14 protein-coding genes are annotated in these 21,365 nt (G+C 56.2%); 7 read left to right on the forward strand and 7 right to left on the reverse strand.

Going from position 1 to position 21,365, the window contains the following annotated elements; all coding sequences use genetic code 11:
• Window position 1: 1 nt before the first annotated feature.
• Complete coding sequence (tauA, locus tag FA91_RS16860) at window positions 2–979, reverse strand: taurine ABC transporter substrate-binding protein (protein ID WP_034917542.1); 978 nt, start codon at window positions 977–979, stop codon at window positions 2–4.
• A 706-nt stretch (window positions 980–1,685) separates the two neighbouring features.
• Here tauA and FA91_RS16865 point away from each other — a divergent pair.
• Complete coding sequence (locus FA91_RS16865; RefSeq protein WP_034917543.1) at window positions 1,686–10,295, forward strand: glucoamylase family protein; 8,610 nt, start codon at window positions 1,686–1,688, stop codon at window positions 10,293–10,295.
• Window positions 10,296–10,368: 73 nt separating this feature from the next.
• Here FA91_RS16865 and FA91_RS16870 read toward each other — a convergent pair whose 3' ends face one another.
• Window positions 10,369–10,971, reverse strand: coding sequence for a LysE family translocator (locus FA91_RS16870; protein ID WP_034917545.1), 603 nt, complete (start codon window positions 10,969–10,971; stop codon window positions 10,369–10,371).
• 84 nt (window positions 10,972–11,055) lie between these two features.
• Between FA91_RS16870 and FA91_RS16875 the strand changes: the two genes are divergently transcribed.
• From FA91_RS16875 to FA91_RS16885, 3 genes are all read left to right on the forward strand, one after another.
• The gene (locus FA91_RS16875; protein ID WP_034917547.1) at window positions 11,056–12,048 is read left to right on the forward strand and encodes a hydrolase; all 993 of its coding nucleotides are present in this window, start codon (window positions 11,056–11,058) and stop codon (window positions 12,046–12,048) included.
• A 1-nt stretch (window position 12,049) separates the two neighbouring features.
• The gene (locus FA91_RS16880) at window positions 12,050–12,268 is read left to right on the forward strand and encodes a YheU family protein (protein ID WP_034917550.1); all 219 of its coding nucleotides are present in this window, start codon (window positions 12,050–12,052) and stop codon (window positions 12,266–12,268) included.
• A 99-nt stretch (window positions 12,269–12,367) separates the two neighbouring features.
• Window positions 12,368–13,237, forward strand: a complete 870-nt coding sequence (locus FA91_RS16885; protein ID WP_034917552.1) for a phosphoribulokinase — start codon at window positions 12,368–12,370, stop codon at window positions 13,235–13,237.
• A 26-nt stretch (window positions 13,238–13,263) separates the two neighbouring features.
• Here the strand turns inward: FA91_RS16885 and FA91_RS16890 are convergent, their stop codons facing one another.
• On the reverse strand, window positions 13,264–13,668 hold the full coding sequence (locus FA91_RS16890; protein ID WP_034917553.1) for an OsmC family protein: 405 nt from the start codon (window positions 13,666–13,668) through the stop codon (window positions 13,264–13,266).
• A 299-nt stretch (window positions 13,669–13,967) separates the two neighbouring features.
• Here FA91_RS16890 and crp point away from each other — a divergent pair, with 299 nt between their 5' ends.
• Both crp and FA91_RS16900 read left to right on the forward strand, forming a co-directional pair.
• Window positions 13,968–14,600, forward strand: a complete 633-nt coding sequence (crp, locus tag FA91_RS16895) for a cAMP-activated global transcriptional regulator CRP (RefSeq protein ID WP_017803012.1) — start codon at window positions 13,968–13,970, stop codon at window positions 14,598–14,600.
• Between the two features lie 58 nt (window positions 14,601–14,658).
• Complete coding sequence (locus FA91_RS16900) at window positions 14,659–16,737, forward strand: YccS/YhfK family putative transporter (protein ID WP_034919469.1); 2,079 nt, start codon at window positions 14,659–14,661, stop codon at window positions 16,735–16,737.
• On the opposite strand, the gene FA91_RS16905 is transcribed toward FA91_RS16900, so the two are convergent.
• From FA91_RS16905 to ppiA, 4 genes are all read right to left on the reverse strand, one after another.
• Window positions 16,720–17,955 (reverse strand): aspartate aminotransferase family protein, encoded by a 1,236-nt coding sequence (locus FA91_RS16905; RefSeq protein ID WP_034917557.1) that lies wholly within the window; start codon window positions 17,953–17,955, stop codon window positions 16,720–16,722. The two genes, FA91_RS16900 and FA91_RS16905, sit on opposite strands and share 18 nt — an antisense overlap.
• A gap of 85 nt (window positions 17,956–18,040) precedes the next feature.
• Window positions 18,041–18,613 carry an aminodeoxychorismate synthase component II gene (locus tag FA91_RS16910; RefSeq protein WP_034917560.1) on the reverse strand — a complete coding sequence of 191 codons (573 nt, stop codon included), beginning with the start codon at window positions 18,611–18,613 and terminating at the stop codon, window positions 18,041–18,043.
• 18 nt (window positions 18,614–18,631) lie between these two features.
• Entirely contained in the window at window positions 18,632–19,195 is a 564-nt protein-coding gene (locus FA91_RS16915) for a putative adenosine monophosphate-protein transferase Fic (protein WP_034917563.1), read from the reverse strand.
• A gap of 64 nt (window positions 19,196–19,259) precedes the next feature.
• Window positions 19,260–19,823, reverse strand: a complete 564-nt coding sequence (ppiA, locus tag FA91_RS16920) for a peptidylprolyl isomerase A (protein WP_034917564.1) — start codon at window positions 19,821–19,823, stop codon at window positions 19,260–19,262.
• Window positions 19,824–20,080: 257 nt separating this feature from the next.
• On the opposite strand from ppiA, the gene tsgA reads away from it, so the two are divergent.
• The gene (tsgA, locus tag FA91_RS16925; protein ID WP_034917565.1) at window positions 20,081–21,265 is read left to right on the forward strand and encodes an MFS transporter TsgA; all 1,185 of its coding nucleotides are present in this window, start codon (window positions 20,081–20,083) and stop codon (window positions 21,263–21,265) included.
• The last annotated feature ends 100 nt before the right edge of the window (window positions 21,266–21,365 follow it).

A 21,365-nucleotide genomic window follows, 5' to 3' on the forward strand; every position in this document is an offset into this window, starting at 1 on the left:
GTTACTGCGCGAGCGGTTTAACAAAGCGATCGGTGACGTAGTCGCTGTAATCACTGGCAACCTGCGGCACTTTGCCCTGCTCTTTGAGGAATTTTGCGGTGTCGCCAATCGCCTTATTCACCGGCTGCGCCAGTTGTGCTGCCTGCTGGCTGGCCGGGAGATAGGTGTTACCCTTCACCAGGCCCGGCACCTGCGCTTCCGGCACGCCGCTCAGGCGAGACAGCTTGCTGAGGTTTTCAGGCGTTTTCAGCCACTGTTCAGGGTTATCGAGGTAGGCTTTTTGTGCCGCCAGCGCGCTGCGGGCAAAGGCGGTGACCACATCAGGATGCGCTTTGGCGAAGTCTTTGCGCACTACCCAGACATCCAGCGTTGGCGATCCCCATTTGCCTACCTGATCTGAATCGGTCAGCACCTTACCGCTTTTTTCCAGTTCATTGACCGCAGGCGCCCAGACATAGGCGCCGTCGATGTCGCCGCGCTGCCAGGCAGCAATAATGGCCGGTGGCTGAAGGTTAACAATCTGCAATTGATTAGGCTTGATGCCCCAGTGCTTCAGCGCCGACAGCAGGCTGTAATGCGTGGTAGAGATAAACGGTACGGCAATGCGTTTGCCGATCAGATCTTTCGGGCTGGCGATCTCTTTCTTTACCACCAGCGCTTCGGAGTTGCCTAACTGAGAGGCCAGCAAAAAGACCTCAATCGGCACCTGCTGACTGGCCGCGACCGCCAGCGGGCTGGAGCCGATGTTGCCAATTTGCACATCGCCGGAGGCCAGCGCTTTCACCACGCTCGCGCCGCTGTCGAATTTGCGCCAGTCCACCTTCGCGCCGCTCTCTTTGGCGAAAGTCCCGTCCGCCTGGGCTACTTTGGCTGGCTCCGCTGAGGTCTGGTAAGCGACGGTGACGTCGACAGCCTGCGCGGTGAGCGCAGAAAGAGAAAGCGTTGCCGCTATCAGGGAAAGAGTGAATTTGCGCGCCATAGTCCTGCTCCGGGGGTCATTGTTATAAGGTGCCTTTGTAACCGAGAGTGATCATCGCGATAAAGTAATTAAAAATTATCTGTTATAACAATATTTGCTTAGAAGAAAATCAGTAATCGATAGCTGATAACAGGGATTGGCACGTTCAACCCGACGCCATTTACTATTCCACGTGATTGTTGCCCGACATAATTCGCGTTAATAGTGATGATTATTATCTACATAGTGCCGGTGAAGGCATTACTCTGTTCGCCCGGATAATTAAACTCCTCCAACCCTGCTGCCAAATTATTTTTAAAAGGAAATGCACGTTATTTATTAACTGAGGAATTCATTAACCTTATTTCTGCCAATATTTTCCCTGCGAAAAGAGGCATCATTTCATCTCCTCTTTATGGCGGAAATTAACAAACAACACCGGCACTGCCTGAAAACAAGAAATCACCTCCCCGACGAGATCAACGACATACTTATCGTGCTGGTTCTGCATTAAACCTGAAGTTATTTTTGCGATCGTGCTATGTTACGAACGTCTGTTAGGCAGCCTTTTTTATTTCCTTGTGAACCCGACGTAAAATTCATTTGAAGGCTATACTTACCTCACACTTTGCCTTTTTTTCTGAAGCATTACTTTCCCACCTTTTTTTCTTCTGTTTATTCATCCTGATTACCGCTTGCCTCTCAGCAATCGCGTAAGGACGTTACTGTGAAAATAAAATTAACTGCGTGGTTGAGTCGGGATAGTGATGTGCCGCCATCAACGTTGGAAAATACCTCATCGTTATTGCCTGAAACAGGTTCGCCTCAGGCGTACCGGCCGGACATTTTTTCTGAAAAACAAATGGAAAAATATGGGGGGAAATTAGCGAAGACCCATACGCTTTCGACCGGGAAATGGTCTTACCGCCTGTTACAGCAGCTGGCAGAAAATGAGATGTCGCTGGCGCAAAGTGCTGAAATATTGAGTGAAGGGAAAAAACGCAGCCTGACGCCAGCGGGCGTTTGGCTGCTTGATAATTTCTATATTATCGAAGAACAGATCCGCCTCGTGCGTCATATGTTGCCCGCTAAATTTGGTCAGGGCCTGCCCATGCTGGCGGAACCCGTTCATTACCTGCGCATTCAGGCAATCGGTGATGAAATGATCACCCACAGCGATGGCCGACTTGAAAATAACGTTTTGCACAGTTTTGTCCGCTCCTACCAGCGCGTGTCGCCGCTGTTGCTGGGAGAACTGTGGGCGCTCCCCGGCATGTTGCGGTTCGCATTAATTAATAATCTGGCGCGTATTGCCAAAGACGTCGCCGTCATTCATCAGGAAAGACGCAAAGCAGAGGAGTGGATCAATAAGATTGTCGCCACCGCTACCGATGATGCCTCTAACGTCATTCTGGTGATTGCTGATATGGCGCGGCAAAATCCACAGCTTTCGGGCGCCTTCATTGCCGAGCTGGCGCGCCGGCTCAGCGGTCAGGAAAATACGCTGGTATTAACCTGGGTGGAACAGTATTTACAACGTGGCGGGCAAAGCAGCGCCGCGATCATCGATCGGTTCAACCGCCAACTGGCGCTCAACCAGCTTTCAGTCAGCAACAGCATCACCGGCCTGCGTCAGCTGGGCGAAATTGACTGGCAGAAGTTTGTTGAGTCACTCAGTCTGGTCGAACAGGTATTGTTACAGGATCCTGCGGCGGTCTACCCGCAAATGCATTTTGACAGCCGTGACGACTACCGGCATGTGATTGAACGGCTGGCGCGTCACAGCCGCTATGACGAACTGGCTGTGGCAAAGGCGGCGCTGGCGCTGGCCAGTCAGCCGGATCTGCCGTTACGCCAGCGCCATATTGGCTATTTCCTGCTTGATAAAGGCCGTACGCAACTGGAGCAACGGCTTGAGGCCAGAGACGCGTTACTCACTCGCTTCCGTCATCGCCTCACCCAGACGCCGTTGCTCTCCTGGCTGGGCAGCCTGGTGCTGCTGACTACCGCCTTCAGCGCCGAAACGCTGGTGGTGACGCATCAGGCGGGCATGACGTTCCTGTTGTGGCTTTTGCTGTTGCCGGTGGTGATTCTCGGCAGCCAGTTAGCCCTACAGCTGCTTAGCGAAGTGACCACGCGCAGCCGATATCCCACCCCGCTCCCCCGACTGGATTTTGCCAGCGCCATTCCCGACGAGGATCGTACGCTGGTGGTGATCCCCTGTTTGCTCAGCAGCATCAGGGGGATTGATACGCTGCTTCGCTCACTGGAAATTTGCTACCTGGGCAATGCGCTACCCAATATCACTTTCGCTTTGCTGACTGATTTCACTGACAGCGTTGAGCAACATCACAATGATGATGCTGAATTCATTCGTTATGCAGTACTGAAAACCGAAGATCTCAACCGACGTTATGCCAGAGAGTCGCACGAGACACCGCTGTTTTCTCTGCTTCACCGTGACCGCGTACTGAACGCCGCCCAGGGCGTCTGGATGGGGTATGAGCGCAAGCGAGGCAAAATCCATGCCCTGAATCGCTGGTTGCTGAATAATGAAGATGGCATTTTCAGCGTCACCGCCGGCGCAAGTCAGGCGCAGTTACGCGGCGTGAAATATGTGATCACTCTGGACAGCGACACCATCCTGCCGCGCGAAACGGCGCATAAACTCATCGGTATTATGGCGCATCCGCTTAACGCGCCGGTCTTCGACGAACGCCTGAACCGCGTGGTCGAAGGCTATGCCATCCTCCAGCCGCGACTGGCGGAAGAGATCCCACAGCACGGTCAGGGAATGTACGCCCGCCTGTCCAGCGGCGTGCCGGGTAACGATGCCTACTCATCCATGTCTTCGGATATTTATCAGGATCTGTTTGGCGAAGGCTCTTTCGTCGGCAAAGGGATTTATGACGTCGCTGCGTTCACCCGTGCGACCCACAATACCTGCCCGGAAAACCTTGTCCTCAGCCACGATCTGCTCGAAGGGTGTTACGCACGCTCGGGTGTGGTCAGCAATGTGGTGATGTATGAGCAATACCCTGACAACTATTTGAGTGATGTCGCCCGGCGCTTCCGCTGGGTGCGCGGTGACTGGCAGTTGCTCAACTGGCTGCGACTGCGTGTTCGCCTGGCCGATGGCAGCCGTCAGGACAATCCGCTCAGCGCGCTGTCACGCTGGAAACTGCTGGATAACCTGCGCCGCAGTCTGGTTGCGCCAGCGTTGCTGGTCCTGATTTTTCTGACCTGCACCCTTACCCCGAACCCCGCCTTCTGGGTTGGCTGCATTATGCTGTTCATCCTGTTTCCGGTGCTGCTGGCGCTGGCGCTGGATGTGGCGAAAAAGAGTAAGCAGCGCGCCTGGCAACAGCATATGCGCATGCTGATCGCGGATGCCTTTACCCGCCTGTGTCGGGCGGGGATTGCGTTGGCGGTGCTGCCGCATGAAAGTTACTGGTCCCTGAAAGCCATTGCTATCACCCTGTGGCGGCTGAACGTCAGCCACCGTTACCTGCACGAATGGCAAAGCGCAGCGGTGGAAAAACCCACAGCAGGGCTGTCTGCGCGCCATTTTTATCAGGTTATGTGGGCTAATCCGCTGACCGGTGTTGTGCTGCTGGCCGTGACCAGTCTGCTGATGCCGCCGCTGATCCCTCTGGTGCTGGCACTGGCGATTTTGTGGATGGTTGCGCCTGCCTTGATGTGCCGCCTGAGCCAACCTGCCCGTTCCCGTCCTGCCGACCTGTCAGCGGTTCAGCACCATTTCTTACGCCAGATCGCCCGTGAAACCTGGGCGTGGTTCGACGCGTTCGTGGGCGAAGAGGATAACCATTTACCGCCCGATAATTTGCAGGAGATCCCGCAGCCGCTGGTGGCGCACCGTACCTCCCCGACCAATATCGGGCTATCGTTGCTCGCTAACTTAACGGCCTGGGATTTTGGTTATCTGACGCAAAAACAGGTGATAACGCGCACGCTTGCCACGCTCGACAGCCTCGATCGCATGGCGCACTTCCGCGGCCACCTTTATAACTGGTACGACACACGCACCCTGCAACCTCTGAACCCGCGTTATGTTTCCAGCGTCGACAGCGGCAATATGGCCGCGCACCTGGTAACGTTACAGACGGGGCTGGCGCAGTGGAAGCAGCAACCGGTGCTCTCACTGCCGCGCATCATGGCGGGCCTGAACGACACCTTTTTACTGGCAAAAGAGCAGGCAGGGACGGCGCAAAGCGACGCGCTGAAAAAAACAGGCCAGCAGTTGGCCCTGTTACAGCGGACGAAACCGGGTGCGTTATTACCAGAACTGAAGGCGTTGATCGACCTGAGCAGGGCATGTGAAGAACAGGCGCAGGGCGCCCGGCCACGCGTAAACTGGCTTGGCCTGTTCATCCGGCAGCTCGTCGATTTTCAGCAGGAGTGGAAGCTGTTTTTCAACTGGCTGACGCCGCAGGACAGCCTGCCGAATGACCTGCCGTCGCTGTTGTGGCTCGCCGGGTTAGGCCACCATCGCCCCGACCTTAGCGCGCAGCAAACCGGCCCGATAATATGGGCCGCGCGCGAGCGGATGGCGACGCTGCTTGAACTGGACGGTCGGCTTCATGACCACGCGAAGATGGATTTTCGCTTTTTGTACCATCCGGAAACCGCGCTGCTCAGCGTAGGGTATAACGTCGATAGCGGGCTGCTGGACAGCGGCAAATACGATCTCTTTCCATCAGAAGTTCGCCTGACGCACTACTTCGCCATTTCAACCAATCAGCTTCCGGCAAAAAGCTGGTTTGTACTGGGCCGTTTATTTACCCAACTGGATAACCGCCCCGCCGTGATGTCCTGGAGCGGCTCCATGTTTGAATATCTGATGCCGAACCTGGTGATGCCGGTCTATCCCGATACGCTACTGGAAAAAATGGCGCTATCGGCGGTGGAACAGCAAATTGCATCGGGTAATGCCGCGAAGACGCCCTGGGGCGTGTCTGAATCGGGCTATGCTTCCTTCGATGCCGCGCACAACTATCAGTACAAAGCGTTTGGCACACCGGAATTAGGTCTTAAACGCGATCTGAACAACGATCAGGTGATCGCCCCTTACGCAACGCTTCTGGCGTTAATGGTGCTGCCGCACCCGGCGATAGAAAACCTGATCAGACTGAAAAAAATGGGCGCAAAAGGAGAGTACGGATTCTTCGAAGCGCTTGATTTTACCGCGCGTCGTCTGGCGCAAGGTCAGCAATTTGTCCCGGTCAGGTCTTATATGGCGCACCATCAGGGCATGGGATTTCTGGCTATTGCGCATCTGCTACTGAACGCGCCTATGGTTGAGCGTTTTATGTCCAGCGCACTGTTTCAGTCTTCACGTCTGCTGCTACAGGAAAGGCTGCCCGATGATATTGAACTGTATACGCCGCGTCGTCAGTTTGCGGATGCCACTGACAACAAGCAGCAGCACAGCACGCCGGATCAGCGCGAGCTGAACGGCGCAGATGCCCGTCTGCCACAGCTACAGCTGTTATCAAATGCGAACTACCATCTGATGATCACGCAGTCGGGTGCCGGATACAGCCAGTGGAAAGGATTGGCCCTCACGCGCTGGCGGGCAGATGGCACCAGCAATAATCATGGCACGTTCTGCTATATACGCGATCGTCACTCCGGCGAAGTGATAAGCCACAGTTTTCAACCCCTATGTCGCACACGTCCGTACTACAAGGCGCGCTTTAATGATGCCGGAATAGAATTTGATGCGCACGATGGCGTGCTCAGCACGCACACTCATATCGTGGTGTCGCCGGAAGATGATGTTGAAATCCGCCGTATTACCGTTACCAATCGCTCGCGTCAGTCACGTCAGTTCGATATCACCAGCTATGCGGAAGTGGTGCTGGCGCCGGCCTCCAGCGATATGGCCCATACCGCGTTCAGTAAATTATTTGTGCAGACCGAAATTGTCTCCGATCTTGAAGCGATTCTGGCCCACCGTCGTCCGCGAGAAGAAAAGGAAGAAATCCCGTGGATGTTTCATGCAATGGCCATTCATGGCGCGGTCGAGCGTGAAACGACGTACGAGACCGATCGTGCGCAGTTTCTTGGTCGCGGCAACACGCCCGCCAACCCCCAGGCGCTGACGCCGGAAGGCGAGTTGACCGGTTGTGCCGGCTCAGTGCTGGATCCCGTGTTGTCCATCCGACAGTCGGTGCACCTGAAGCCCGGCGGATCCGTGACGATCGATATGCTCTATGGCGTGACGATGCAGCGAGAAACCAGCGTGGCGCTGATTGAAAAATACCGTAATCACATCAGCGCCGATCGGGTATTTGAACTGGCGTGGTCATACAGCCAGGTTGCGCTTCGCCAGCTTAATATTGAGGCCGAAGATGCCAGTTTGTTTAACCGGCTGGCCAGTGCCGTGCTGTTTCCCTGCCCTGAGATGCGGGGTGAAATGAAAAACCTGCTGCACAATCGCCTCGGTCAGGACGCGTTGTGGCGCCATTCGCTGTCGGGCGACCTGCCCATTGTTCTGGTGCGAATAAACAATAACAGTCAGCTTGAGTTGGTCACCAGCCTGATTCAGGCGCATCAGTACTGGCGGCAAAAAGGGCTCACGGTTGATCTGGTGATCATGAACGGCGATCAGGGCGGATACCAGCAGTCTCTGCATAATCAGATACTCGGGCTGATTGCGTCTGGTGAAGAACGGCTACAGGCGGATAAACCAGGCGGCATATTTATTCGCAAAAGCGAGAATTTTTCGCCGGACGATTTGCAGCTGTTGTTGAGCGTTGCTGTTGTCGTGCTCGAAGGGCAAAACGGCAGTTTGCTCGATCAGCTCAGCGTGGTGTTAAAACCCGCGCGTCTCTTCCCTGCCGCGCAGTTTCTGCCGGTCAGCGAAAAACTGAAACCGCCGGTAACCCTGCCGGCGGCAGATGCATTACGCTTTTTTAACGGGACGGGCGGTTTTAGCGAAGACGGCAGCGAGTATCATATTCTGTTGCCGGAAGGACATCAGACGCCCGCGCCCTGGAGCAACGTACTGGCTAACAGCCAGTTCGGCACGGTGATTTCCGAAAGCGGCCAGGCCTATAGCTGGTATGAAAATGCACATGAATACCGCCTGACGCCGTGGCAAAACGATCCGGTCAGCGATACCTCCGGGGAAGCGCTCTATCTGCGTGATGAAACCAGCGGCGTTGCCTGGTCGCCCATGCCGCTGCCGCTGCGCGGCGAAGGCGACTATCTGACCCGGCACGGCTTTGGCTACAGCTGTTTTGAACATCAGGAGCACGGCATCAGCAGCACGTTAACGGTTTTTGTCGCGCAGGATGCGCCGGTCAAGCTTTCACTGTTAACCCTGAGCAATCGGTCAGGCAGAACCCGGCATTTATCTGTTACCGGCTACGTTGAGTGGGTGCTGGGTGAGCTGGCGAGCCAGTCCGCCAGGCATGTGGTAACGTCTTCAGCCCTTCTCGCAACAGGCAGCGCCGTTCTCGCCCAAAACTTTTATAGCGGCGCAGGTTCCACGCGAACCGCCTTTTTCGCGGTGACGGGAAACCAGGTCGCTTACAGCGGCAACCGGCTTGAGTGCCTGGGCCGCAACGGCACGGCGCATCGCCCTGCCATGATGAGTACGCGTGGCTTATCCGGCACTACCGGCGGCGGTCTTGATCCCTGCGCTGCGCTGCAAACGCTCACCACGCTGATCGACGGCGACAGTTGCACTCTCGTGTTTGCCCTCGGCGTGGGTGAGGATGAAGCGTCATCCCTTGCGCTGATGGAGCGCTTTCTCTCGGCGGAACGGGCCGAGAGCGAGCTCGAAAACGTCAGGCACTCCTGGCGTGATGTCCTGAACAGAGTCCGAGTCCAGACGCCCGATCCGGCGGTTGATCTGCTGGCAAACGGCTGGCTGCTGTATCAAACCCTTGCCAGCCGCCTGCTGGCGCGCAGCGGCTACTATCAGTCCGGCGGCGCATTTGGTTTTCGCGATCAGCTACAGGATACGCTGGCGCTGGTGCATGCCGCGCCGGAACGGCTGCGCGATCAGCTGCTTCTGTGCGCTTCACGCCAGTTTATTGAGGGGGATGTGCAGCACTGGTGGCATCCACCGAGCGGACGCGGCGTGAGGACACGCTGCTCGGACGACTATCTGTGGCTGCCTTATGCGCTCTGTCGTTACGTTACCGCAACGGGGGATGGCGCGGTGCTGTCGCAATCCGTACCTTACCTTGAAGCCCGCCTGCCCGGCGCCGACGAAGAGTCCGTGTATGAACAGCCGCATATCAGCCAGACCCAGGAAACGCTGTGGCAACACGCCGTACGCGCCATCAAACATGGGTTGAGGTATGGCGAGCATGGTCTGCCGCTGATGGGTTCTGGTGACTGGAATGACGGCATGAGCACCGTCGGTATTGCCGGTAAAGGGGAAAGCGTCTGGCTCGGCTTTTTCCTCTATACCGTCCTGACGCGTTTTGCCGCGCTGGCTGTTGAACGGGAAGACGGGGAGACGGCCACGCTGTGTCAGCAGCACGCTGAAAACCTGAAAATTGCGCTGAATCAGAAAGCCTGGGATGGCGAATGGTTTCTGCGTGGTTTTTATGACAGCGGCGAAACGCTCGGTTCACATGCGAATGCTGAGTGCAGGATAGACGCCATTGCGCAAAGCTGGGCGGTGCTGTCCGGCGCGGGCGACCCGGACAAATGTGAGTCGGCCTTAAATGCGCTCTATCAGCAGCTGGTCGATAGCGATAATGGCCTGATCAAGCTGCTCACACCGCCTTTCGACGGCGCCGGCCCAAATCCGGGCTACATTCGCGGCTATCTGCCGGGAATCCGGGAAAACGGCGGGCAATACACGCACGGCGCGCTATGGGCAATCATGGCCTTTGCAGAAAGGGGGCAGACCGACCGCGCCTGGTCGCTTCTGTCGTTGATCAATCCGATCAATCATAGCCTGACGGCTGCCGGTACCAGAACGTATAAAGTTGAGCCATACGTTATGGCTGCCGATGTTTACGCGGCAGAAGGCCACGTCGGACGCGGAGGATGGACCTGGTACACCGGTTCTGCTGGCTGGACCTGGCAGTTAGTGATTGAGCATTTACTGGGTATAACGCGGCACGGGGAATATCTGTCTGTCCGGCCACGGCTGCCCGCTGACTGGCCTGCGGTCACGGTGATTTATCGGGAAGGAAACGGCACTTATCATATCAACGTGACCCGCACGAGCGGCGTCGGTCAACTGTGGCTGGACGGTGTGCTGTGCGAAAATGAAGCAATACCCTTGAGTAAAGATAACCTGGAACATCAGGTTATCGTTCATTTGCCTGATGAAGAGGCTCCCTGACGGAGGGCCCTTGCACGCTGACGCGCATGACTTAACAATCCGCGCGTCAGTTTTTTTATCAGTAAATGCGGAATTAATGCCAGATCAGCAGCACGCAGGCCGCAGTAAGCAGGCCCATCGAGACGTTGAAAATTTTCCATGCCCGGCGGCTGCGCAAAATACGGCCAATCAGCGAGCCAAAGCCGAGCCAGATCACGCCCGACACCAGGTTCACCAGCGCCACACCAACGCTTATTGCCATCACCGAGCCGCGCCAGGCGTCACCGCTCAGGCTGAAGGCGGCGACAGCGCCCAGCGTCATCAGCCAGGCTTTGGGATTGATAAGTTGAAGCATTCCACCCTGCCAGAACGGCATCGGCGCGGGCGGCGCAGTGGGCGTCTCCAGTTTCTCGTAGGCCGCCGTGGCAATTTTCCACGCAAGCCACAGCAGATAGAGGCTACCGGCAATTTTTAACGCCAGATGGAGCGAGGGATAAAGTAAAATCAGACCGCCAATACCGAAGGCCACCATCAGCAGTATCAACTGCATGCCCAGCATGATGCCAAACAACAGCCACAGCGAGCGAAGAAAACCAAAATTCGCGCCGGAGGCGGTGAGTAGCATATTATTAGGGCCGGGTGTAATCGCGGCTACCCACAGAAAGCCCAGCATAGACAAAAAAAGACTCAGTTCCATATGAAACGGGTGCTCCTCACCGCAAATCTGAAATGAACCTGACGAAGCTAGCAATGTGACGGGGATCCTACAAGCCTTTTGAAGATGAATTTTAACAACGTAAATGATGACGCCTTCCGTCCTCTGCCGGGCCTGAGCAATCCCCATCTGCAAACGATGTTGCCGCGTCTGGTGCGCCGTCGGATCTCGCTCATGCCTCACTGGCAGCGGCTGACGCTGCCGGACAGTGATTTTGTCGATCTGGCCTGGAGCGAAGATCCGGCGCAGGCGCGCCATAAGCCGCGCGTGGTGCTGTTTCACGGGCTGGAGGGTAGCGTCCACAGCCCTTATGCCCACGGATTGCTACAGGCGTTTCAGGCACGCGGTTGGCTGGGCGTGGTAATGCACTTTCGCGGCTGTAGCGGCGAACCCAACCGGCTGGCGCGGATCTACCATTCAGGCGAAACCGAAGACGCCAGCTACCTGCTTCAGTGGCTGCGCGACGAGTGGGGCCACGTTCCCACTGCGGCCGTCGGCGTCTCGCTGGGCGGTAATATGCTCGCCTTTCTGATGGGCCAGCAGCAGGAGAGGTGTTTACTTGACGCCGGCGTGGTGATTTCGGCGCCGCTGATGCTGGAACCCTGTAGCGTTAAGCTTGAGCAGGGCTTTTCGCGCGTCTATCAGCGTTATCTGTTAGGCTTGCTAAAGCAAAACGCCGCCCGCAAGCTTCACGCCTGGCCGGGTACGCTGCCGGTGGATTTACCGGCGCTTAAAGCGATGAAAAAACTGCGGGAATTCGACGATGCGATTACGGCACGCGCCCACGGTTTTCGTGATGCGTCCGACTACTATCAACGCTGTAGCGCCCTGCCGCTGCTGCCCGGCGTGGCGAAACCGCTGTTGATTATTCACGCGGCGGACGATCCCTTTATGACCGCCGCGGTGATCCCGCCGCCGGCGATGCTGCCCGCTACGGTGGAGTATCAGCTCACCCGGCACGGCGGACATGTAGGATTTGTAGGCGGCACGCTCTTAAAGCCGCAAATGTGGCTGGAGCAGCGCGTGCCGCAGTGGCTTTCAACCTGGCTGGACAAATGAAATGATTATTCCCTGGCAAGACGTTTCCGCGGAAACCCTTGAAAATCTGATTGAATCATTCGTGCTGCGAGAAGGCACCGACTACGGCGAGCAGGAGCGTTCGCTGGCGCAGAAGGTGGAGGACGTTCGACGTCAGCTCGCCAGCGGCGAAGCGGTGCTGGTGTGGTCAGAACTCCATGAAACCATTAACATTATGCCGCGCGGCAAATTCAGCGAATAGCGGCAAATGCAGCCGCCGCTGTCAGCGGCCCGCGTGACACCTACCGGCGGATCGTGATAACAATGCCGCATTGAAAATTTTTTCAGGGAGTCGTTCGCCATGTCAGCTAAACATCCTGTGATCGCCGTTACCGGCTCCAGCGGAGCGGGCACCACCACCACCAGCCTGGCCTTTCGCAAAATCTTTCAGCAGTTAAATCTGCGTGCGGCAGAAGTCGAGGGCGACAGCTTCCATCGTTTTACCCGGCCCGAAATGGATATGGCGATCCGTAAAGCACGCGACCTGGGCCGACATATCAGCTACTTCGGCCCCGACGCCAACGACTTTCTGCTGCTGGAGCAGACCTTCAGCGAGTATGGCCGCAGCGGCACCGGCCAGTCGCGCAAATATCTGCATACCTACGACGAAGCCGTGCCGTGGAATCAGGTTCCCGGCACCTTCACGCCCTGGCAGCCGCTGCCGGAACCTACCGACGTGCTGTTTTATGAAGGACTTCACGGCGGCGTGGTGACATCGCAGCATAACGTGGCGCAAAATGTCGATCTGCTGGTGGGCGTGGTACCGATTGTCAATCTGGAGTGGATTCAGAAACTGGTGCGCGATACCGGCGAGCGCGGTCATTCACGCGAAGCGGTGATGGATTCGGTGGTGCGTTCAATGGAAGATTACATCAACTTTATTACGCCGCAGTTTTCGCGCACCCATATTAACTTCCAGCGCGTACCGACGGTAGATACGTCTAATCCCTTTGCCGCGCGCGGTATTCCTTCGCTGGATGAAAGCTTTGTGGTGATCCATTTTCAGGCGCTGGACGATATCGACTTCCCTTATTTATTGTCGATGCTTCAGGGATCATTCATCTCGCATATTAATACGCTGGTGGTGCCGGGCGGAAAAATGGGGCTGGCGATGGAGCTGATTATGGGGCCGCTGGTCAAACGCCTTATTGAAGGAAAAAAAATTGAATAAAGCCCCGTTAACCGGAGCATTAAGGTTTATAGCGTATTCACTTCAAAACTGTGGGTAATTTCAACGCCTTTCCCCAACATCAGCGCCACGGAACAATATTTTTCGGCGGAAAGTTCAACGGCGCGAGCAACGGCTTTATCACTCAACGCGTTACCGCTAACGATAAAGTGCAGGTTGATATGGGTAAACAGTCGCGGTGCCTCTTCGCGCCGCGTTGAGGTGAGTTTGACTTCGCAATCAACGACGTCGTGCCGGCCTTTTTGCAGAATGGAAACCACGTCGATCGCGCTGCAACCGCCCGCGGCCATCAACACCATTTCCATCGGGCCTGGCGCTTTATCGCCTGCGTTTCCGTCCATTAACAGCTGATGCCCGGATGAGGATTCTCCCAAAAAAGTCAGACCTTCCACCCATTTGACGCGCGCTTGCATAACCGACTCCTTTAATTCATTCAATTCACATCAGATTACGCGCTGATAACAAAAACGGCAATGCGTCCTGTTTCCCGCTATGCTGAAGCGAGACAACAGAAGACACTCGTTTAAAGCTGTGTTAAAAACAAAGCTGAAACACTCTCGTCAGTACTCTACAAGCGTGACGAAACGGGACGATATAATGAACCCTGCGGGCCTGGACAAATATCCCGATGGGAAACGCTTTACTATTTCAACGCCTGGCAGACAAATCAGCGCCTGCATTCAGGTATGATGACAACAGAGGATAACAGCGAATGGTTCTCGGCAAACCGCAAACAGACCCGACTCTTGAATGGTTCCTGTCACATTGCCATATTCATAAATATCCATCAAAAAGCACGCTGATTCACCAGGGTGAAAAAGCAGAAACGCTTTACTACATCGTCAAAGGTGCGGTCGCCGTGCTGATCAAGGATGAAGAAGGCAAAGAGATGATCCTCTCTTACCTCAATCAGGGCGATTTTATTGGAGAGCTTGGCCTGTTTGAAGAGGGCCAGGAGCGTAGCGCATGGGTTCGTGCGAAGACCGCGTGTGAAGTGGCTGAAATTTCCTATAAGAAATTCCGTCAGCTTATTCAGGTGAATCCTGACATCCTGATGCGTCTCTCTTCCCAAATGGCGCGTCGTCTTCAGGTCACCTCCGAGAAAGTGGGTAATTTAGCGTTTCTTGACGTGACGGGCCGCATTGCCCAAACGCTGCTCAACCTGGCGAAGCAGCCGGACGCGATGACTCACCCGGACGGCATGCAAATCAAAATCACCCGTCAGGAGATTGGTCAGATCGTTGGCTGCTCCCGCGAAACCGTTGGCCGCATTCTCAAGATGCTGGAAGATCAGAATCTGATCTCCGCACACGGAAAAACTATCGTCGTTTACGGCACGCGCTAACCGGCTTTGCTACTCTGGCGCGGCATCCATGCCGCGCCTTTTTATTGGGTACAGCGAAATGTGGCGCAGACTGATTTACCATCCTGAAGTGAACTACGCACTGCGTCAGACGCTGGTGCTCTGTTTGCCCGTGGCAACAGGATGGCTGGCCGGTAGCCTGCAATACGGGCTGCTCTTCTCCCTCGTACCGGCCTGCTGCAACATCGCCGGGCTTGACACGCCGCATAAGCGCTTCTTCAAACGCCTGATCATTGGCGGTTGCCTGTTTGCCTTCAGCAGCTTTCTGATCCAATACCTCGGCGCGCAGGCGGTGCCGCTCCCGGCGATCCTGCTGGTGATGGCGCTGCTGCTGGGCGTCACCGGCGAGATCAGCCCGCTGCACGGCAGGCTGCTGCCCGGTTCGCTGATTGCCGCCATCTTTACCCTCAGCCTCAGCGGTCGCATGCCGATGTGGCAGCCGCCGCTGCTCTACGTGCTTGGCACCATCTGGTACGGCGTCTTCAACTGGTTCTGGTTCTGGCTGTGGAAAGAGCAGCCGATGCGCGAAACGCTCAGCCTGCTTTATCGTGAACTGGCTGCCTATTGCGAGGCGAAATATACGCTATTGACCAGACTAACCGATCCTGATGATGCGCTGCCGCCGCTGCTGGCGCGGCAACAAAAGGCGGTCGATCTCATCAGCATCTGTTATCAGCAAATGCATATGCTGGCCGCCAGTCGCGATAATCACCATAAGCGCCTCACCCGCGCCTTTCAGGTGGCGATGGATTTGCAGGAGCATATTTCGGTCAGCCTGCATCAGCCTGAAGAAGTGCAGAAACTGGTCGGGCAAAGCCATGCTGAAGCGGTGATCCGTTGGAACGCGCAGACCATCGCCGCGCGTCTTCGCCAGCTGGCCGACGATATTCTTTATCACCGGCTGCCGGAGCGTTTTTCAATGGATAAGCAGTTGCAGGCGCTGGAGAAGATCTCACGCCAGCACCCGGACAATCCGGTGAGCAATTTTTGCGCCTGGCACTTCAGCCGCATCGCGCGCGTGCTCCGCACTCAGCGCCCGCTCTATCAACGCGACCTGATGGCGGATCGCCAGCGCCGGTTGCCGCTGCTGCCGGCGATCAAAAGCTACCTTTCGCTGAAATCCGCCGCGCTGCGCACCGCCGCACGTTTCGCGGTCATGCTGGCTTTTGCCAGTTCTCTGGCCCTGTTCTTCGATCTTCCTAAACCTTACTGGATTTTGATGACGGTGATGTTTGTCAGCCAGAACGGCTACAGCGCCACGCGCGTGCGCATCCAGCACCGTGCGCTCGGCACGCTGGCCGGGCTGGTCATCGCCGCCATTACGCTGCGTCTGCATGCGCCGGAGTCGCTGATTCTGTTGGGAATGCTGACCATTACCCTGGCCGGCTATCTGGTGATCCGTAAATTTTACGGCGTGGCGATGATTGGCTTTACCGTCACCGCCGTCTGGTCGCTTCAGTTGCTGTCCCTGAACGGCGCGGACTTCCTGCTGCCGCGCCTGCTTGATACGATAATGGGCTGTCTGATTGCTTTTGGCGGCATGATTTGGCTCTGGCCGCAGTGGCAGAGCGGTCTGCTGAGGCAAAACGCGCACGATGCGCTGGAAGCGTTTCAGGACGCGCTGCAAATGCTGCTGGGCAACGAAGAGGATGCGACAAAGCTGGCCTGGCAACGTATGCGGGTCAATCAGGCGCATAACGCGTTGTTCAATTCGCTGAACCAGTCAATGCAGGAGCCGGGGTTTAATACGCGCTATCTGTCCGATATGAAGCTGTGGGTGACGCACAGCCAGTTTATTGTTGAGCACATCAACGCCATGACGATTCTGGCGCGGGAGCATACCATGCTCACCGCATCGCTGGCGGAACGCTATCTTCAGAGTTGTGAAATCGCCCTTCAGCGCTGCCAGCAGCGGCTGGAATACGACGGCCCCAGCTCCGCCAGCAGCATTCTGGAGGCGCCGGAGGATTTTAACCGCGGCCCGGTGACCATTCTGGAGCGGCACGTCAGGCGCGTGCTGGATCACCTGAGCGTGATGCACACCATTTCGTCGCTGGCGTGGTCCAACCGGCCTCACCACGGAGGCTGGTTGTCACGGCGGTTACGAAAAGGCGCCTGATAAGCCAGGTACGTTGTCGAGCGCTCTGGCAAAGCGCGCCATGCCTTCTTCAATGTCCGCCGGTTCGATCACCAGCGAAGGAGCAAAGCGCAGCACGTCGGTGCCGGCATTCAGGATCATCACGCCTTCGGCGGCGGCGGCATTGAGAATATCGCGCGCTTTTCCGGCATGCTGTGGTTTAAGCGCCGCGCCAATCAGCAGCCCTTTGCCACGGATCTCACTGAACAGATCGCGTTTTGCATCCAGCGCCTCCAGTGCAGCGACAAACTGCGCGCGACGCGTTTCTACGCCGAGCAGCACCTCTTCGGTATTAATGATGTCCAGCGCGGCTTCCGCCACGGCGCAGGCCAGCGGGTTGCCGCCGTAGGTGGTGCCGTGAACGCCCGGCGACATCACGGAGGCAATCTCCTGCGTGGTCATCATGACGCTGACCGGAAAACCGCCGCCCAGCGCTTTCGCCGAGGTCAGAATATCGGGCTTCACGTCGTAGTGCTCATAAGCGAACAGTTTGCCGCTGCGCCCCATGCCGCTTTGCACTTCATCCAGCACCAGCAGCGCCTGATGTTCATCACAGAGCTGGCGCAGCCCCTGCATAAATTCTGGCGTAGCCGGTACGACGCCGCCTTCGCCCTGAATCGGCTCAACCACGATAGCGCAGGTGTGATCGTCGATCACCGCTTTCACCGCCGCCAGATCGTTAAAAGGAACGTGGACGATATCGGCAGGTTTTGGCCCGAAGCCGTCAGAGTATTTAGGCTGACCGCCGACGGTAACGGTAAACAGCGTGCGGCCATGGAAAGCGTTATGAAAGGCGATAATCTTACTTTTATAAGGCGAGTGCCGTTTGGCGGCATAGTAGCGCGCCAGTTTAAACGCGGCTTCGTTGGCTTCCGCGCCGGAGTTGGCAAAGAACACACGCTCGGCAAAGGTAGCGGCAATCAGTTTGCTGGCAAGGCGCAGCGCGGGTTCATTGGTAAAAACGTTGCTGGTGTGCCACAGCGTTTCGCCCTGCTTTTTCAGCGCCTCAACCAGCGCCGGATGGCAGTGGCCCAGCGCGGTGACCGCGATGCCGCCGGAGAAATCAATATACTCCTGGCCCTGCTGATCCCATACGCGGCTGCCTTTGCCCTTCACCGGCACAAACTGCGCAGGCGCAAATACGGGTAAAATCACCTCATCGAAGGTCGCGCGCGTGACCGCAAACTTTTCCTCTGCCATGGAACACCTCGTTTTTTTTATGCTGCAAGTGAAATATTAAGCACAAAATATGAATAAAAAATCACTTAAAGGCAACCACTAACGCTTATTTCAGGAAATTTTTAAGCAGTTGATGCCCCTGCTCGCTAAGAATACTCTCCGGATGAAACTGCACGCCCTCCAGCGGTAAATGTCGATGGCGCAGCCCCATAATTTCATCCGGTTGACCATTACGCAGGGTCCAGGCCGTTACCTCAAACTCCGCCGGTAGCGAATCCGCCGCCACTATCAGCGAGTGATAGCGCGTCACGGTCAGCGGATGCGCTAAGCCGGAAAATACGCCGCCGTCGTTGTGCTCAATCTGCGACGTTTTACCGTGCATGACTTCACGCGCGCGCACCACCTGCCCGCCAAACGCCTGTGCGATCGCCTGATGACCAAGGCAAACGCCAAGAATGGGCAGCTTACCGGCGAAGTGGCGGATGGCCGCCAGCGAAATCCCGGCGTCGTCCGGCGTACAGGGGCCGGGAGAAATCACCAGCCGCTCCGGGCGCAATGCGGCGATCTGCTCAAGCGATATCTCATCGTTGCGCTGCACGCGCACGTCCGCGCCCAGTTCACAAAAGTATTGGTAGAGATTCCAGGTAAATGAGTCGTAATTATCAATAAGTAATAGCATCAAGGTTCCGGGCCACGATCAGCCTGCCGATTCGTCCCGCTCGCTCACCACGCTGGCGAATGCAGCGACCAGCGGATCGAGGTCGCCATCCCAGCTGGCCTGATTGGCCGCTTTCCAGCTTTCGCTGTCGATGCGTTCCCAGCGGATATCGTAACCGGCGTTAAAGACCAGATGTTCGACAAACAGCCGCTGTGCGCGTCCGTTTCCGCGCTGGAAAGGATGCAGGACAGTGAGTTCGCAGTAGTACCAGGCAAGGCGCGCGACAAAGTCGTCAAGCGGCAGATCGGCAAGCGCGTTCTCATCCTCAAGCGCCTGCATCAGCGCATTGCCCTCTTTTTCGATATATTCAAAATGGCAGCAGGGCGTGTCACCGACCATCACATCCACGCGGCGAAGCTCACCGGCATCGTCGAGCACGTCATGGAAAAGGTCGCGATGGAGTTGGCGGAGAAAAGGCAGGCCAGGCGGACGGACGCCGGGGCCGAGCGTTGCGCCACCCAGTTCAAAGCTGGCAAGGAAGTTTCCGGCGCGCCGCTGCTGCCAGAGTGCGTCTTTCTGCTTGTCGGTGGGCTTCTTTTTCATACTGCCTCCATGAGATGGGTGATTGCTGCCGGTTAAGTATAAGCAGCAATTGCCCACCGGGGCGTTATGGCAGCACTTTCGCAGAAAGAATGAGGACAGGCTTCACCGGCACGTTCTGGTAAGGCCCCACGTTTTGCGTCTGAACCTGTGAGATTTTGTCCGCTATCTCCTGGCCCTTCACCACTTTGCCGAAGACGGCGTAGCCAAAATCGCGCTGGCCGTGATCGAGGAAGGCGTTATCCGTGACGTTGATAAAAAACTGGCTGGTGGCGCTGTCTTTACTGGCGGTACGCGCCATTGAAACCGTTCCGCGCTTATTCAGCAGGCCGTTATCCGCTTCGTTTTTGATCGGCGCATTGGTTGGTTTCTGCTGCATGTCGGTAGTGAAGCCGCCGCCCTGCACCATAAAGCCAGGAATTACGCGATGAAAGGTGGTGTTGTTATAGAAGCCGCTGTTGACGTAGTCGATAAAGTTTTTCGTCGAAACCGGGGCTTTTTGATCGTTGAGCTCAAGCTCAATATTGCCGGCTGAGGTGGTCAGCAGGACGTGCGGCGCCGCCAGCGCGGAAACAGAGAAGGCAGAGATCGCCAGAAAAGCGGCAGCGGCGGTCAGAGTACGTTTTAACATGATTATTCCTTACTGAGGGAAACTGCGCTGATTGTAAAGAAGGCGTTACCCGCGCGCCAGCGTTTTACCTTTATTTACGCGTACCTGCACAGGTTTATCCCGTCTGCCGCCGTTCAGAAAAGTGACGATTGTCACGAATCCTATGAATATGAAAATAAATATTTCAATGTTGATTTAAGCCGATCACGAATATCGTTAAACTCAGCGCGTCCGTGAGCGCACTGGCTCACGATCCTTTTGACTCACAGGTTTTCATTATGACGAATCGCGATCGAATCGGTCTTACATGGATTAGCTTCTTTTCCTATGCGCTCACCGGCGCCGTGGTGATTGTCACCGGTATGGTGCTGGAAAACATTGCCGACTATTTTCACCTGCCCGTCGCTCAGATGAGCAACACCTTTACCTTTCTCAACGCCGGTATCCTGGCGGCGGTGTTCCTGAACGCCTGGCTGATGGAAATTATCCCGCTGAAGCGCCAGCTGATGTTTGGTTTCGTGCTGATGGTGCTGGCCGTGCTGGGGCTGATGACCAGCCACAGTTTAAGCATTTTCTCGCTGTGCATGTTTGTGCTTGGCGTGGTCAGCGGCATTACCATGTCGATTGGCACCTTCCTCATTACTCATCTGTATGAAGGGCGCCAGCGCGGTTCACGACTATTATTTACCGACTCATTTTTCAGCATGGCGGGCACCATTTTCCCGATTATCGCCGCCGCCATTCTGGCGCGTGCGCTGCCGTGGTACTGGGTTTATGTCTGCATCGGCGTGATTTACGTGGTGATTTTCATCCTGGCGCTCTGCTTCAATTTCCCGGTGCTGGGCAAGAAAGCCGCCGCTCATCAGGTTGTGGAAAAAGAGAAATGGGGCCTCGGCGTGCTTTTTCTTGCCATCGCCGCGCTGTGCTACATCCTGGGTCAACTGGGTTTTATCGGCTGGGTGCCGCAGTACGCCACCAAAAATATGGGTATGGACATTACCCAGGCTGGCGGGCTGGTCGGTAACTTCTGGACGTCTTATATGATCGGCATGTGGGCCTTCAGCGCGATCTTACGTTTCTTCGATCCTCAGCGCATTGTCACCGTGCTGGCGCTGATGGCCACGCTGCTGATGTACTGGTTTGTCACCGCGCAGGACGCCGCCATGCTGAAGTGGATCATGATCAGTCTGGGCTTCTTCTCCAGCGCCATTTACACCACCATCATCACGCTCGGTTCGCTACAGACCAAAGTCTCATCGCCAAAGCTGGTGAACTTTATCCTCACCTGCGGCACCGTCGGCACCATGCTGACCTTCGTGGTGACCGGCCCGATTGTCGATAAAGGCGGTGCTCACGCCGCACTGGCGACCGCTAACGGCCTGTACGCGGTGGTGTTTGTGATGTGTTTACTGCTCGGCTTCGTCAGCAAGCATAAAAAACATGGACACATGTCGTCTCACTGATTGTCTTAAGGCTGGTTTAATTAACCAGCCTTTTACCTTTTGTACCTCTACTCCCTCATCGGCCTTCACGCGTAAAGGGCTTTACGCGCCTCGGGTGATA

Source organism: Erwinia sp. 9145, assembly GCF_000745075.1.
GTDB lineage: Bacteria > Pseudomonadota > Gammaproteobacteria > Enterobacterales > Enterobacteriaceae > Erwinia > Erwinia oleae.